Source organism: Neorhizobium sp. SHOUNA12A (assembly GCF_023006505.1).
In the GTDB taxonomy this organism is placed as follows: Bacteria; Pseudomonadota; Alphaproteobacteria; order Rhizobiales; family Rhizobiaceae; genus Neorhizobium.
Genome location: NZ_JALBGV010000008.1, coordinates 98,101 through 114,489 on the forward strand (window position 1 = coordinate 98,101; position 16,389 = coordinate 114,489).

The 16,389-nt window shown below is 59.0% G+C and carries 12 protein-coding genes; 9 read left to right on the top strand and 3 right to left on the bottom strand.

Going from position 1 to position 16,389, the window contains the following annotated elements:
* Positions 1-226: 226 nt before the first annotated feature.
* Together MOV63_RS06260 and MOV63_RS06265 are read right to left on the bottom strand one after the other, a co-directional pair.
* A complete protein-coding gene (locus MOV63_RS06260; RefSeq protein ID WP_247032666.1) occupies positions 227-1,066 on the bottom strand; it encodes a MaoC family dehydratase in 840 nt (279 codons plus the stop codon).
* 3 nt (positions 1,067-1,069) lie between these two features.
* Positions 1,070-3,454 (bottom strand): CaiB/BaiF CoA-transferase family protein, encoded by a 2,385-nt coding sequence (locus MOV63_RS06265; protein WP_247032668.1) that lies wholly within the window; start codon positions 3,452-3,454, stop codon positions 1,070-1,072.
* Between the two features lie 178 nt (positions 3,455-3,632).
* Here MOV63_RS06265 and MOV63_RS06270 point away from each other — a divergent pair, with 178 nt between their 5' ends.
* The 7 genes from MOV63_RS06270 (at position 3,633) to MOV63_RS06300 (ending at position 12,293) form a co-directional block, all read left to right on the top strand.
* Complete coding sequence (locus MOV63_RS06270) at positions 3,633-4,664, top strand: LacI family DNA-binding transcriptional regulator (RefSeq protein WP_247032670.1); 1,032 nt, start codon at positions 3,633-3,635, stop codon at positions 4,662-4,664.
* 249 nt (positions 4,665-4,913) lie between these two features.
* Positions 4,914-6,812: an ABC transporter substrate-binding protein gene (locus tag MOV63_RS06275; protein ID WP_405029303.1), complete on the top strand. Its 1,899-nt coding sequence runs from the start codon at positions 4,914-4,916 to the stop codon at positions 6,810-6,812.
* Positions 6,813-6,876: 64 nt separating this feature from the next.
* Positions 6,877-7,884, top strand: coding sequence for an ABC transporter permease (locus tag MOV63_RS06280; RefSeq protein WP_247032672.1), 1,008 nt, complete (start codon positions 6,877-6,879; stop codon positions 7,882-7,884).
* Complete coding sequence (locus MOV63_RS06285; protein WP_247032673.1) at positions 7,881-8,741, top strand: ABC transporter permease; 861 nt, start codon at positions 7,881-7,883, stop codon at positions 8,739-8,741. Before MOV63_RS06280 ends, MOV63_RS06285 begins: the two co-directional genes overlap by 4 nt.
* Positions 8,741-9,808, top strand: coding sequence for an ABC transporter ATP-binding protein (locus MOV63_RS06290; RefSeq protein WP_247032674.1), 1,068 nt, complete (start codon positions 8,741-8,743; stop codon positions 9,806-9,808). The genes MOV63_RS06285 and MOV63_RS06290 overlap by 1 nt, the downstream gene beginning before the upstream one ends.
* Positions 9,805-10,701 carry an ABC transporter ATP-binding protein gene (locus MOV63_RS06295; RefSeq protein ID WP_051900617.1) on the top strand — a complete coding sequence of 299 codons (897 nt, stop codon included), beginning with the start codon at positions 9,805-9,807 and terminating at the stop codon, positions 10,699-10,701. Before MOV63_RS06290 ends, MOV63_RS06295 begins: the two co-directional genes overlap by 4 nt.
* A 44-nt stretch (positions 10,702-10,745) precedes the next feature.
* Positions 10,746-12,293, top strand: coding sequence for an alpha-N-arabinofuranosidase (locus MOV63_RS06300; protein ID WP_405029304.1), 1,548 nt, complete (start codon positions 10,746-10,748; stop codon positions 12,291-12,293).
* A gap of 40 nt (positions 12,294-12,333) precedes the next feature.
* Here the strand turns inward: MOV63_RS06300 and MOV63_RS06305 are convergent, their stop codons facing one another.
* Positions 12,334-13,260 carry a transcriptional regulator gene (locus MOV63_RS06305; RefSeq protein ID WP_247032675.1) on the bottom strand — a complete coding sequence of 309 codons (927 nt, stop codon included), beginning with the start codon at positions 13,258-13,260 and terminating at the stop codon, positions 12,334-12,336.
* Positions 13,261-14,026: 766 nt separating this feature from the next.
* Here MOV63_RS06305 and MOV63_RS06310 point away from each other — a divergent pair.
* A complete protein-coding gene (locus tag MOV63_RS06310) occupies positions 14,027-14,944 on the top strand; it encodes a sterol desaturase family protein (protein ID WP_247032677.1) in 918 nt (305 codons plus the stop codon).
* A gap of 28 nt (positions 14,945-14,972) precedes the next feature.
* A complete protein-coding gene (locus MOV63_RS06315; RefSeq protein WP_247032685.1) occupies positions 14,973-16,376 on the top strand; it encodes a hypothetical protein in 1,404 nt (467 codons plus the stop codon).
* The last annotated feature ends 13 nt before the right edge of the window (positions 16,377-16,389 follow it).

The window sequence follows — 16,389 nt, forward strand, 5'->3', positions numbered from 1 at the left end:
GAAATCACCCGGTCAAAGCCGGTCCCAAAATCTCGATAGGAGCCATGTCCGTCCATAATGGCCGTTAGCCCGATGCCGACATGCAGTTCGCTGACATCGTACGCCCCTCCCCGGCCGCATCGATCATGTGACCGACTTGATGCCGTCACCCTCTTCCGTCGTTGCAGCATTGCGCAGTTTGCATCCGTATGCAAGCGCTGCTTTCCGAAAAATATGGTTGAGGCAGTCATGGGCCGGGAGTGTCATAGGCATAGATCTGGGTGCGCCGAAAGCGCGCGACGAGAAGCCCATCCGCCAGCAGGAATTCCTCGGTCCCAAGATAATGCTTGCCCTTGCGCTGATAGACCTGGGCGACCTGCCCTACCGTTGCAAGCCGCTGGCCGGGCCTGACCTGCGCAAAGTGCTGGGTCTCGATCTCCGTCAAGACGACCGGCGAGGGAAACCGGAAACTATTATGCGCATCTCCCATCGCAAGACGCATGGCGCAGCCGGAGTGGACGATGCCCTCACGCTTGTAGAAAGGTTCGCCCTCTCCAAAAGCGCGCAGAGATGCCTCGAAATCACCCTGGGTCAGCACCCGGTTGGCCGTGGTCAGTGACATGCCCGGACGGAGGCTTCCCACGTCGCCTTTCGAGGGAACCGCCGGTCTCGGAATGGGCGCAAACGCCGATATATCGGACACGACCGGAGCCGCGTCAGGCAGGCCGACCCAGCCGCTGGCCACCTCTTCGCCCCCCTCGTTGGTCACCGAAACCTGCGCACGGCTCATGGTTGCGTCGCCCTCCAGGATTCCGGCACGGATGAGGAGGCGATCGCCGTTATAGACGGGCCGGCGAAAGCGAGCACCCATGCCGCCGCGTCCCGTCCAGGCCTCTCCCCAGGCCTGCAGTGCGACGCGACTTATGTGACCGTAAACGAAAGCCCCCGGAATGAGCGCAGCCTTGTAACCCCGCGCCCGGGCGACAACATCATCGTGGATCGTGCCGATATAACGCGGGTCGTTGTCGAGTTGGATATCGACAGTCAGATCTCTGGGGAAAACTGGGGGCATATCGTCCTGATCCATCCATCAACCGTCCGGAAAAGGGACCGTGGCCATAACGTCGCCTGCCGAAACGCGGTCGATTTCAAGGGCAGGCAGGGCGAGGATATCTTCGAGGACGTACCGATTGTCTCCGCCGAACTGCGGGGCCGGGCGGCGCTGGCTGCCCGGCGTCCGGCTGAGGTGGATCGGCAGGCCGGGATGACGATGCCGCCCGGCATCCGGATGATCGAGCTCCGTGAAGAACCCCCGATGGGCAAGATAGGTGCTGGAGGCGACATCGGCGGCATTGGCAACCGGGGCGGCGGCGACCCCGGCATATTGAAGAAGCCTTGCGACCGCGTGCTTGTTTCGCACAGCAGTCCACTCGGACAGTATCGCAGTCAGTTCCGTTTCGTGGCGCTTGCGTGCCGCAAGATCGGAGAACCGTGGGTCGGTTGCGAGCCCAGGATGCCCGATGGCGGAACAGAGCGCCTGCCATTGCGCCTGGTTTTCGGCAGCGATGACCACCCATTGGTCTTCGCCCCTTGCCGGAAAAGCGTCATGCGGCGACATGTTCGCAACGCGGTTGCCATCCGGGAGGGGGTCGACCCCGCTCTCGGCCGCCAGCAGGAGTTCCGCGCCGATGAACTGCATCGCCGCTTCGACCTGAGGCACCTCGACATACTGGCCCCTGCCCGTCCGGTCCCGATAATGAAACGCCGTCAGGATCGCCGCAGCCGCGTTGAAGCCGCCGATCGGATCGAGGTAGGAAGGCCCGCTGTTTTCCGGCTGCCCACCCGGATAGGCCATCATTGCCGACATTCCGGTTGCCATCTCCATGGTTGGCCCAAGCGCCGCGTATCCCGACATCGGGCCGCTGCCTCCGAAAGCAGGGAGCTCCGCAACGATGATGTCCGGCTTGATTGCGGCCAGGCTTTCGTAGTCGAGCCCGAGTTTTGCGAGCGTGCCGGGCCTGAAATTGCAGATCAACATATCGGCGACGGCGACGAGCCGGCGCAGCGTACTGCGCCCCTCCTCCGTCTTCAGGTTGAGGATGCAGGAGAGTTTGTTGACATTCTGCGAGTTGAAGAGAAAGGACCGGTCGAACGGGCGGGCGCCCGGTTCGCCATCCGGAAAATTGATCGGGTTCGGCCTCTCCTTGTTGAGCCGCCAGGAATTCACGCGGTTCGGTGATTCCACATGGATTGACTGCGCACCGAAATAGGCAAGGACCCGGCCCGCCATCGGGCCCGCCCAGGCCGTGGTGATCTCGATCACTCTCAGACCATCGAGCGGCGGCACTTTTGAAGATCGCGACGATTGCCGCGGCTGCCGGCTTTTGGCCTCCCAGACCGCAGGATCGATCTTCAGCTCCCCAAGTGCGGGCGCGCCGGATCTGACCACGCGCGGCGTGGCGCTCAAGCGGAACGGCGGGCCAAGGATCAGCCGGTCCTCGACCTTTTCCCAATAGTGTCGGCCGTTCAGGTGACGGTTATGGATCTGCTCGGATGGACGATAGGCTTTTGCGGCAATGACCTGGGCTTTCTGCAGCCGATCCACCAGGTCCTCAGCAGACCAGTTCTCGACCTTGTCCTGGATGATCTCGTAAAGGGTATCCCAATTTGCCCGCCGCACCTGGGGTTCGGAAAAGCGCGGGTCGGTTTCCAGAGGGAGCAGATCGAGCGCGGTGCAGACCGCGCGCCAACGGTGATTGTAGATCCAGATGCAAACCCAACCATCGCGGCACTTCACTTGCCCTGCCGGGATCGTCTGGTCCTGCCTCGTGTGGATCGAACCGTTATAGATGTGACGCATGACATAAGGGAAACACATGGCCGCAGCGGTTTCGGCGGCATCGATCGCCACGATCTGGCCGAGACCGCTGGAATGGCGCTCGTGCAAAGCCGTCATGATGCCGATATAGGCCGCCTGCCCTGCGGCAAAGGATGCACGCTCGCCGACGCCATAGAGAGGTTCCCGCCCGTAGGCGCCATTGTTGTTCATCATCCCGGACAGGGCCTGAAGAACGATCTCCGGCGCGCGCCACTCCTTCAGCGGCCCGTCGCAACCAAAGGCGGTGACACAGACCGCGATGCAGGCGGGATTGAGGCGCACGACCTTCTCCGGATCGAAATCCTCCGGCAGGATGGCGATGTCCGCCCCGCAAAGCATGGCGTCCAACGTCTCCTGCCCACCAGTGCCTGTTCGATCGATGACGACGGAATTTTTGCCGCTGTTCAGATGCCAAAATCGCAGCGAGAGGGTCGGATCGGTCAAGGAAAACGGCGGCATATGCCGGATAGATGAGCCTTCCGGAGGTTCGATCAGCATTACCTCGGCGCCGAAATCCGCCAGCAGCCGCGCGCAAAACTGTCCCGCCAGGGTATCCGAAAAATCGACGACCCGCAGGCCGTCCAGGGCTTTGGACATCCGCGTCTCCACCATCCGATTGTCTGGTCAGGTGTTCTCCCGACCGATGCCGAACCTAACGCGCGTTGCATACGGATGCAAGATCAGGAACTGTCTCAATTTTTCATATTGATGGCCGGCTGTTTGAGGCATAGTGAGAAGCGCGCATCGGTTGCAGCCAAACCAAGGGGAGCCGTCATTGAGCAGGAATGAGACCGCCAGCGAAAAAAGCAGACGCAAGCCGATGACGGCGCGTGAACTCGCCCGCATGCTCGGCGTCAGCCAATCGGCGGTCTCACGCGCCTTTACGCCGGGCGCGAGCATCGCCCCCGAGTTACGCGAAAAGATCGTCCGTTTTGCCGAGAACGTGGATTACCATCCCAATGCGATTGCAAGCATGCTGTCGAAGAGCCGCACGAATATCGTCGGCATCGTCATCTCCGATATGCAGAACCCGTTCTATCCGGCGCTGATCGAGCAGCTATCGCGTGCCCTGCAGCGCATCGGGCTGCAGAGCCTGATGTTCAACATCACCAGGGGCAGCGATCTCGAGGAGCAGCTTTCGGCGCTGAGGCGCTACAATGTCGATGCGGTCATCATCATCTCGGCGACCATCCTGTCCGGCCCGACGCTCCAGTGGGCAACCGACGGCAGGGCCGCGATCCTGATCAACCGCGTGGCGGAAGACACCGAACTCAGTTGTGTGATCTGCAACAATGCCGAGGGTGCGCGGGCCATCGCCGACCATTTTCATGCTATCGGCCGCCGTCGCGTCGCCTATGTCGCAGGCCTTTCGCACACAACAACCAATCGGGAGCGGCAGAACGCCTTTATCACCCGCGTCGCCGAGCGTGGCATGACGCTTTCCGCCCTGATCGATGGCAATGAATACAGCTACTATGCCGGAAGGTCCGCTGCGCTCGACATTCTTGCGCGAGGAGAAACTGACGCGATCTTTTTTGCCAACGACATACTTGCGGCCGGTGGCCTCGACGCGCTTAAGGAAAGCGGTGTACGCGTGCCCGAAGATATCGCTGTCGCAGGCTTCGACGATATAAGCATGGCCGCCTGGCCGCATTACGATCTAACTACGTTCCGTCAGCCGATCGATACGATCGTCGATGTGGCGGTGACGATGCTGGAGAACGGTTCATGCGCTCCGGGCCAACCACCGGTCATCCGCCGCATTTCCGGCGAGCTCATCAAGCGGGGTTCGACCGGCGTTTCATAGGAATAGTCGGCGACAGACCTCGCGGCATCGCCGAAGGTAACCAGCGACTGACAGTCGGGGGCAACCGATTTTTGCACAGCGTACCACGCTCGCGAGCCAACTCCCGGGTCTCGAGCTCATCGGCTGCCGACCGAATATATCACGAAACATGATACAAATCACGAAAACGGTTGACTTTCCGCACCGCCCAGGCAGTATTCGTTTAGTCGGGTAGCCGATCAGCACGCTGGAAACTGGGAGGAATACGGCATGCTTTCGAGAAGGACATTTATGTGGCTCGCGGGGACATTTCTCGCGACCAGGCCGGCGCTTGGGCAAGTGCCAAGCAACGATTTACCCCGAGAACAGCTGCTGATTCTCGAAAACCCTGAAGGAACGATCAAAAACGCCGGATGGTTTAACATTTGGGCCATCAATGCCGGCGGGCAGACGACGGGTCTCCACCAGAACATGATGGACACCTTCTGGTACATCGATCCCGACCACGGTGTCGATGGTGTCTGGGACAATTCGCTCGCAACAGAAAAGCCGATCTATAACAAGAATTTCACGGAGATGACCGTGAAGCTCCGCTCCGGCATCTTCTGGAGCGATGGCGTGGAGTTCACTGCGGACGACGTGGTGTTCACGATCGAGACCCACATGAAGACCAGCGGCCTGCGCTGGAGTGCACCGGTTCAGATCAACGTCGCGGCGATCGAGAAGAAGAGCCCGACAGAAGTGCTCTTCAAGCTCAAAAAGCCCAATTCGCGCTTTCATGCACTGTTCACGGTTCGCTGGAACGCCATGTGGATGATGCCGAAGCATGTGTTTGAGAAAGCCGGTGACGTTCTCAAGTTCGACTTCAACCCGCCGGTTGGGCTCGGTGCCTATACGCTCCACAATTTCGACCGCGGCGGCAAGTGGTTCATCTGGAAGAAACGCGAGGATTGGAAGCGGACCACGGTCGCCCGGTTCGGCGAACCCGGCCCCGGCTATCTAGCCTATATTGACCCGGGACCGCCCGAAAAACGGGTTATCGAGCAGCTCAATCATCGTCTCGACGTCATCCACGATCTGTCCCCCGAAGGCATGTTCACGCTTGCCAAGGACTCGCCGTCCTCGGTCAGCTGGTTCAAGGGGTTTCCCTATGCGCATCCTGACCCGACCCTGCCTGCGGTCATCTTCAACCATCGGCTGGAAAAATTCCAGAACAAGGACGTCCGCTGGGCGCTGGCGCTGCTGATCGACATCAAGGCTGTCAGCATGGCTTCCTATCGAGGCGCCGCCACCATCTCCGCAATCGGCGTGCCGCCCACCGGTCTTTATCCGAAATACTATTTCGAACCGATGGAGCAGTGGCTGACGGGTTTCGAACTCGACACGGGCAAGCGGAAGATCAAGCCCTACGACCCGACGACGGGCAAGCAGATCGCAGACATGCTGCGCCCGTCCCTCAAGGACCAGATACCATCGGACCCGGCTGATATAGCGACCGCGTTTGGCAAGGGATGGTGGAAACCTGATCCGGAGGCGGCAACCGAACTTCTCCAGAAAGCCGGCTTCACCAAACAGGGCGAGCGCTGGTTTCAGCCGAACGGGCAGCCATTTTCGGTAAAGGTCATGGTCGAAGGCGATCTCCGGCCGGTCATGACGCGTGCCGGATCGATCATCGCGCAGCAATGGCGGCGTTTTGGCATCGATGCGGTTATCGACGTCGCCCAGGGAACGATGATTGACCGGCGAGGTGTCGGCGACTTCGACACCTTCATAGGCTGGAGCGTCGAGACCTGGGGCGGTCACCCGGACCTGTCGTTCTTCCTCGACAGCTGGCATTCCCAGTTTGTCGTCGACGTCGGCAAGGTGCAACCGCCGAGAAACTGGCAACGATGGGCTGAACCGAGGCTGGACAAGATCATCGAGGAGATCCGCACCATCGATTTCGACGATCCGCGTGGGGTCGAGCTCGGTCTCGATTATCTGAAGTTGGCCACCGAAGAGATGCCGATCATTCCGCTCATGGCCTACAACGTCTTCACGACCATGGACACGACGTATTGGACCGGCTTCCCGAGCCTCGCAACCAAGCCTTACACGGACCCGGTCCCCAACTGGGGCAACACTAAATACATGATGGTCAATTTGAAGCCGACCAAGCCGGCAAAGTGAGAAACTGCCGCCCGGAGCCTCCAAGGCACCGGGCGGAGACCTCATCCCGATATACGAGGCATCAATGCGATCCTACGCCATCTATGTGGCCAAGCGCATCCTACAGTTCGCGCTGGTCGTTTTTGTCGGCATCAGCATCACGTTTCTGATCACGCATCTCACGCCGATAGATCCGGTCGAGCATGCCGTCGCACAAGTGAGCACATTTGGCTTTTCCAGCCCCGAATCCATTGAGCTTCTTCGGCAGTCCCTCAAGGAACTCTACGGCGTCGGCGACAATCTGTGGGAGGAGTATCTCATATTCTGGCGACGACTGGCGATGCTCGACTTCGGCCCCTCGCTATCGGCATTTCCGACGCCCGTGAGTGAACTGATTGGAAGAGCCATCCCCTGGACGATCGGTCTGCTTACAGTGTCGACGCTATTGAGCTGGTTTATTGGCAATGTCCTTGGCGGACTGGCAGGCTACTACAGCCGCAATCGCATCCTTCGGGTCCTCGGCATGATCATGATGGGGCTCCATCCGGTACCCTACTATATTGTTGCCTTCGTTCTGTTGATCGTCTTCACATTCCTCTTGCCGATCCTGCCGAGCAGCGGCGGCTACGAGATGAACCTCCGGACTGGATGGACGCCGCAATTCGTGGGCAGCGTCCTGATGCACTCCATTCTGCCTTCGCTCTCCCTCATCCTTGTCGGTGTCGGAAGCTGGTTCATGGGAATGCGGGCGCTGGTCTCGAATATCGTGACCGACGACTACGTCACCTATGCTGCGCTCGCCGGCGTACCGGACAAAAAGCTCGTAACGTCCTACGTCATGCGCAATGCATTCCTGCCGCAGATCACCGGCCTTGCAATGTCGATCGGCGCGATCTTCAACGGCGCGGTGATCACCGAACAGGTCTTCGGATACCCGGGGATCGGGCGCCTTCTGGTTGAGGCCGTCCATGCTGCCGATTATTCGCTCGTTTTGGGCATCACCTCGATTGCCATCATCGCAGTTTCGGCGGCCGTCTTCATCATCGACATCATCTATCCCCTGATCGACCCGCGCGTACAGGTGAGCCAATGATTGCCGTCCTCAGAGACCTGTTCCGCTATAACGGCGAGTTCGCAATCGGATGCGTGATCATGGCGATCATCCTCGGCCTTGCCGTAGCTTCCTTTTTCTCGCCATACGAACCGATCGACTCCTACGTTGTGGCCTTGGATGCGCCACCGTCGCTGGAATATATATTCGGAACCAATTCGCGCGGTCAGGACATCTTCTGGCAACTGACCTTTGCGATCCGCAATACCCTCGCCTTCGGCTTCATCGTAGCGCTCATCAGTCGCATACTCTCCCTGACGATCGGACTGATCTCCGGTTATGTCGGCGGGATCGTCGATCGCATCCTGATGTCGATCAACGACACGTTTATCGTCATTCCACTGTTCCCGCTTCTGGTCCTGCTCTATTTCGTGTTGCGTGACGACATGACCTGGTTCGTGCTGGCACTCGTCATGGCGGGCCTCGGATGGGCCTATGATGCGCGGCTTATTCGATCGGTCATGATAAGCCTCAGAACCCGTGAATTCACCAACACCAGCGTTTTTTCCGGCATGTCGATGCCGAGGATCGTCACGCAGGAACATCTGCCCTATGTGCTGCCGATCGTCTTCTCGACTTTCATGAATAACATGAACTGGTCGATCGGGCTCGAAGTCACGCTTGCAGTCCTGGGCTTTACCGATGTCGACACACCGACCGTCGGCGGCATGATCTTCTGGGCCAACCAGCACAGTGCAATGGTGTCCGGAGTCTGGTGGTGGTACTTCTTTCCCACCCTCTTCGTGACGTTGACGTTCATCGGCCTCTTCCTTCTGGCCATCTCGATGAATGAATACATCGATCCGCGCAGCCGGCTCGATCGGATGGGGAATTCCTGATGACGCAGATCCCCGTCTCAGCCGGCAACGGACACGCGCACGTCCTGGAAACGAGTAATCTCCGCGCCTACTACCGGATGAAATATTTCGGGATCGACCGCGAAGTAAGAGCTGTCGACGGGATCTCGATACATGTGCGCAAGCACGAGATCTATGGCATTGCGGGCGAATCCAGCTGCGGCAAGACCACGTTCATCAAAGCGATCGCGGCTGCGATCAGGCCCCCGTTGGAAATTGTTGGCGGGCAGGTGAAATACAGCTTCATCGACGATGATCTCTATGCACTGCCCCCGGCACGACGTGCAGCCATTCGCTGGCGCCACCTCTCTTACATCCTGCAAGGGTCGATGAACGTACTCAATCCCGTTCGTCGCATTCACAAGACGTTCGAGGATTTCGCGTTCCGGCACATGCATTTGCCACGCGCCGAATTCGACCAGGAGGTGCGGCGCCATCTGGAGCGGCTGCGCCTTCCTGCGGAGATCCTCCGGTCCTATCCGCACGAACTCTCGGGCGGGATGCGGCAGCGCGTTTGTATTGCCCTCGCTACGCTTTGCAGGCCGGAGTTCATCATCGCCGACGAACCGACGACCGCGCTCGATGTCGTCGTCCAGAAAGACGTCCTGGCGATGATCCGAGAAACACAGCATGAATTCAACTCGTCAATGATCTTCGTTACCCACGACCTGACGGTTCATGCAAACATCACGGACAGGCTCGGCATCATGTACGCCGGCCGTCTTGTCGAAGAAGGGCGAACCGCTGACGTTTTTGCCAATCCCTTGCATCCGTATACGGCCCATCTGATTGCCAGCTTGCCGACGATCGGCGACAGGCATACACGCGACGGGCTTCATGGAACCCCGCCGAACCTGGCCGATCCTCCAAAAGGGTGCCGTTTCCATCCGCGATGTCCACTGGCGATGGAGATCTGCCGACACGAGAACCCGGCCCTTACCACCCTCGCGGAAGATCACAAGGTGGCATGTTTCGCAGCGAGTTCGGACGTCCTGCCGACACCTGACGAGAAGCCGAACCAGCCCGAGGAATTGGAGACCGAGCGATGACGGCTCCTCTTCTGCAGCTCGACGGCGTCTCCAGGCTCTACAAACGAGGAGGCCTGCTTGGCCGTCAGGAATTCCGGGCCGTCGACAATGTATCGTTCTGCCTGGAGGGCGATGAGCCTCAAGTCTTCACGATCATCGGCGAATCCGGAAGCGGCAAGACGACGCTTGCGAGGATGATCCTCAACATGGTCCGGCCAAGCGCCGGGACGATCTTTTTCAAGGGCCGCGACCTGGTTTCGATCCGCGGGACTGGAGCGCGGCGAAGGTTCATGAAAGAGGTCCAGCCGATTTTTCAGAACCCCTTCGAGGCGTTCAATCCCTTGAAACGCGTCGATCGCTATCTGTTCATGACGGCAAGAAACTTCACCGACGCCCGTTCATCCGCACAGCTGGAAGCCGTGGCCGACAAGGCGCTGAACAATGTCGGCCTTTCGATTGCCGAAGTGCGTGGGCGGTTTCCTCACGAGCTCTCCGGTGGTCAGCTCCAGCGGGTGGCGATTGCCCGGGCGCTGATCCCCGGCCCTTCGATGCTTGTCGCCGACGAGCCGGTTTCGATGGTCGATGCCTCGCTGAGAATGTCGATCGTCAATCTGTTTCGTGCACTGCGCGATGACCTCAAGGTTTCGATCATCTACATCACGCACGATCTTGCGACGGCCTATTACGTGAGCGACAGGATCATCATCATGCGCAAGGGTGAAATCGTCGAAAGCGGCGACGCACGCTCGGTCCTTGATAACCCCCAGCATCCGTACTCGCAGCTCCTGAAGTCCGCCATCCTGTCTCCCGACCCGAACGGTCGCGGCGTGCTGACCGGCGACAGCGCCGCATCTCAGCAAGCGCGCGCATCGCCGGATTCGTCGATCGAAGAGACAGAGCTGCAGTCGCATTAGCGGCGAATTACCGTTTCCTGAAGCAAAGTGAGATTTGAGAGATGATCAAGGCCCAAGCCCGGTTCGACCGGGACTTTATCATTGGTGACACCGACAACCGCCTGTTCGGCGCGTTTGTCGAACATCTTGGCCGCTGCGTCTATGGCGGCATTTTCGAACCCGGCCATCCGACGGCCGACGAAAAGGGGTTCAGGCGGGATGTCCTGGAGCTCGTGCGCGAGCTCAATCCCACCATCATGCGTTACCCCGGCGGCAACTTCGTTTCCGGTTATAATTGGGAGGATGGAGTGGGGCCGGTGGAGCAGCGCCCGCGCCGCCTCGACCTGGCATGGAAATCCGTCGACACCAATCATTTCGGAACCAACGAATTCATGGACTGGTGCCGGGTGGCCGGTATCGAACCGATGTTGGCCGTCAACCTCGGCACGCGCGGGCCAGACGAAGCCCGCCATCTGCTCGAATACTGCAACCATCCTTCCGGCACCCATCTTTCTGAGCTTCGGAAACAGCACGGCTGGGAAAAACCGCACGACATCAAATTCTGGTGCCTGGGCAACGAAATGGACGGCGGTTGGCAGATGGGGGCGAAAACGGCCGACGAATACGGCCGCATCGCGGTGGAAACCGCAAAGATGATGCGGATGACCGATCCGACGATCGAACTGGCGGCCTGCGGATCTTCCGGACGAAAAATGGCGACCTATGGCGAATGGGAGAGGATCGTCCTCGAACACACGTTCGATCACGTCGAGTTCATATCGCTGCACACCTATCTCAACAACTATGCCGACGACACGCCGTCGTTCCTGGCAAGTCCCGACCTGATGGACAGCTTTATCGAGGAGGTGGTTTCGATTGCCGATGCCGTCGCGGCGCGACGTCGCTCCCACAAGCGCATCATGCTGAGCTTCGATGAATGGAACGTCTGGTATCGCACTCGGCGCGGCGAACATAACCGCGTGAAGGAAGGCTGGCCCGTCGCCCCACCCATCCTGGAGGAGGAATACGACATGCAGGATGCGCTTGCCTTCGGCGGCGCATGCATCTCACTCCTCAATCACGCCGATCGCGTCAAGGCCGGATGCCTCGCCCAACTCGTAAACGCCATCGCCCCCATCATGACGGAAACCGGTGGACCGGCCTGGCGGCAAACGATCTTTTGGCCCTTCTCGGACTTCAGCAATCTCGGCAGGGGCAGCGTCCTCAGAACCCGCGTCGATACGCCGACCTATGCCACCCGCTACTACGACCCCACTCACACGGAAGACCTGTACGACAAGATCGACTCGGTTCCGTACCTCAAGTTCTCGGCGGTGCATTCGGAAGAGAACAAGACGGTCACCCTCTTCATCCTGAACCGGCATCTTTCCGACGATATGCAGGTTGATATCGCGGCAACCGGCTTCGGCGGGCTAAAGCTGCAGCGAGCACATTCGCTGCATCACCATGATCTCAAGGCGAGTAACACCAAAAATGCGCCGAACACCGTGGCGCCTCGCGATCTGAAGGACATAGAGGTGACGAGTGACAGTGTCACGATCACCGTCCCTCCGGCGTCATGGAGCGTCGTTCGGTTCAGCGCTTCCCTGTGAAACCGAAGTCGAAGACGGCCCGTACAGGCCCCATCCGCCGTCAGGCAAGATAGAGCCGCATGATGATGTCCTGGTCGTAGTTGCCGAAGCCGCGACCGAAGATGTTGATGCCCCCCGGATGGGGGGCGTTCTCTTCTATGCCGATTTTCATCCTGATCGAATGATGCTCGGCCAAACCGATGTCGCCGATAGTGACATTGGAGATCGATACGCCGTCGATAAATGATCCCTGCTTGGTGACGCGCCAAGTCTTCAGCTTGCCGTATTGAGAGCCTTCAAGCTTCCACCAGTGAGGCGTATAGACCCCACGCTTGTCGCCATAGTCACCGGGTGACGTCCAGGTCCCGATGCGATGCTCGTTGATCCACAGCGTTATGTCGGAAGGCCAGTTGACGTTCGTGCCGGGCACTTCCGATGAAAGTTCCATCGAAAATTCGATGGCCTCGACCGCCGAGTTAACAAGCTTGGCATTGTTCGGAAATTTGTATTCGACATTGCCGCGGCCGAACCAGATCAATGCCGCTTGCACCCGCCCGGGGTCGAGGAAGAAATCCGGAACATCCAGCAGCCCGATGACGCCGTCTGGCGAGCAAAGTCCGCAGGGTGCGGAGACTTCGCAGCTCGTGTAGAGGCCCAGAGGCATCGCAACTTCGATCTGGTTGTTTCTCGTTGCTTTCTCGGCGGTATCGAAACGAACGATGATTTCGTCGTATTTGGCGCTGCAGACCTTCTGATTGCCCTTGGTCGCCTTGACAGAATAGGTCTCGATGAGACCCGCCTCTTCAAGGGTCAGAATGTTCACGGCAACCGTCGACTGCGGCAGCGACAAGGCCGCGCTGATTTCATTGACGTTGAGCTTGCCGCGATCATGGAGAAGCTGAAGAATGTTGACCCGAATAGGTGAAGCCAGGCCCTTGAGAACCAAGCTGCCGGTATTGGCCGAGACGGTGAGAAAATTGGGCTTCATGCTTCATGATCATGCAGTTGCCCTCCCTTTGTATCAGAGATTTTGATTTACTAAGAGCAAATTTTTCGAAGACCGGGCGATACTCTTGGTCAGCGGATGATCTAGGCGTTTTACAGACGCCAGCCCGAGTAGCTTCACAGAACCACTGTTCCCGATCGCGCGAAAGTAGCCGATCCTTCCGCAATTCTGCAAAATACGTCTTTCGGAGGATGGACAGGCTGGCTTCCGCAGAACGTCGGCAGGATCGTCTGCCATTTGCCCAACAAACCCATGGAAAGCCGCTCAAGGCTTAAACCTTTTGATCCTGTTGCCAGGACGGCTCAACGCGATACCATCCACCGGCGATACGGAGATAACCTAGGGCTCGGCTCGGAAAACGACCGACCTTGGGTTTTGCCGTAACTTACGAAGCATGGCGAAGGCTCGAGCCTTGGGGCGGATAGGGCACGAGCCTTGGAACGGATCGTCCGGCAGTTCGTCGCTGCGTTGCAAGCCTTGCCACCCATAGCGACCATACACAGTCCCCCAATGCGTCCTGACGTGAAGCACGTTCGGCTCCACGCAACGAGTGAAAGGGATCACGATGGAAAATCTACAGGCATATTTTCTGAATTTTCCGCAGTTCGCCGTCACGTGGGGGATTTTCTTCGGGGCGGGCTTGCTGAGCTTCTTCTTCCTGCTGTGGAGAGACCACTCGGACTTTTCATTCAGGGAAATGTTCGAGCACTGCGTGCCTTTCAATGTGCTCACATCGAAGAGTTTCCACATGGATGTCATCATCTATGTCTGGAGAAAGTTGACGGATCTCGTTTTCGTCGCCCCAGGGCTCGCGGTCACGGCTCTGGTATCCAGCGCGACGGATTTTGGTCTGCGATCCGTCTTTGCCGATTTTTCACCGCTGGGTATCAATTACGTCGTGACGTTCTCGTGCACGATCGTGATGCTGATTGCCGCCGAGTTCGCCGATTACCTGGTGCATTACCTCGAACACAAGGTGCCCGCCCTGTGGGAGCTGCATAAAGTCCATCACTCGGCCGACTTCCTCAACCCCCTGACATCCAAGCGCGGCCACTCGTTCCCGCTGGTCTATGGTGGGATCGCCGCTGGTGTGATCACCGGCACATTTGCCGGGCTGTTCATGTTCCTGTTCGGCATCAGCCTCGTCGAAGCCGTCGCCCTGCGGGCCGTGGCGAGCAAGATATTCACCATCTGGACGCTCGATCCCCTCAAGCACTCGCATATTCCGGTCAGTCTGGGTTGGTTCGACCGGTTCCTGATCAGCCCCCACATGCACCAGATCCACCACAGCAAGGTCGAGCGCCATTGGGACAAAAATTTCGGAACCAACCTTTCGATCTTCGACTGGATGTTTGGAACCGGCTACCGGCCTGAAAGAGGAGAGAAGGCGGTGTTCGGCATCTCCGGCTACAGCGACGCCTCATTGCAGAAATTCAATACGTTCAGGGGCGCCTATTTCGATCCGGTCCTGAGGAGCTGGAAGGCGATTGTCGCGCAGGTGCGCCCCGACGCCCGTGCCAAGCCTGGCGCCAAAAGGGACCCGCCGACTTTCATCATCGAGACGCAGAAGAGGACGGAGCAAGGCGCCGATACGGCCGGTTCGGCTCCGGCCGCCATCGGCCCACGATCTCCTTCGCCGGCATCAAATAGCGGAACGATCGGCTGATGGGCGCTGGCAACGACAGGTATCGCGCATGAGTTTGGAGCCCATCGGAATATTCACGCTCGTTCTGGGGCTCTATTGCCTGTTTGCAGGATACCATACGAGCATCGTCGTGTTCATCGGCCTTTCCGTTTTCGGTGCTGCAGCCGCGATCCTGATCGGATCCGCAAACATCCAGCCGGCGCACCTTTTTCTCGCATTCCTTGCCCTCAGCGTCCTGACCTATCGAGACAAGTTCAACATCGCGCTCAAGGCACTGTCCTTCCCCAAGCCCGGGTTCTGGCTGGCGTGTCTGCTGATCTACGGAACAGCGTTGGGTTTTTTCGCGCCGCGCCTGTTTGCCCGCATGACGGACATCATCCCGCTCGGCGTTTCCGAATATCCATCCACCGGCCGCACTGTGCCTTTGGGGCCGGTCTCCAGCAATTTCACCCAGGCGGTCTACGTTTCCGCAGATCTTCTTGCCTATGTCCTGATCCTGGCAATCGGATCCACCATGGCCGGCTTCAGGGCGATTACCGTCGGGGTTCTGGTATTCGCCGGCGCGAATGCCTTCTTTGCTCTGCTCGACATCGCGACCTATGGCACGGGGGCTCAGGACGTCTTTCTCTACATCCGCAACGCCCAATACACATTTCACGATGATGACGTCGTCGCCGGTGTCAAGCGTATCGTCGGCTCATGGCCGGAAGCGTCGGCATTTGCCGGCATCAGCCTCGCCTCAGTCGGGTTTACCGGCACGCTGTGGCTCTGCGGGCGCGACCTGAGATGGAGCGGCGCACTTTTCCTTGTCACGACCCTGCTGGTGATACGGTCCACGTCGTCGGCGGGCCTGTTGGCTTTGCCGCTATGTTTCGTGATCCTGTATATCACCGCCTTCTTCCGTTCCGGCGGGCAATCCGGAACCCGGAACAGTTCGGCGATCGTGCTGTTTGCACTGCCGCTGATTTGTCTCGTCGCATTGGTGATTGCCCTCAACGATGCGCTTTTCCGACAGCTCTACGACTATTTTGACCTGCTCATCTTCAGCAAGTCCACCTCGTCTTCCGCGGTCGAACGCGGCTCCTGGAACACCTATGGATACCAGAATTTTCTCGATTCCTACGGTCTCGGGGTTGGCCTCGGTACCTCCCGCACGTCGAGCTTCCTGTTCGCTCTGCTCTCCAATGTGGGAATACCCGGAACGATCATGTTTTCGCTCTTTGCGATTTCGGCATTCTCGAAACGGCGTGGGACGCCGCGCACCTTCACCTCGGATATCCGGCTTGCCGCGCGCAACGGCTGCGCCTGCCTGATGATCGGGGCCATGGTTGCGGGACCGACCGTCGATCTCGGCCTTGTGTTCTTTATCCTTGCCGGCCTTTCGAGCGCCGAGCCGGATGGCGAAACGCTGACCGCTCCGGCGACCCGCTACATGACGGCAAAGGTGAGTTGATTGCGCACCGAAA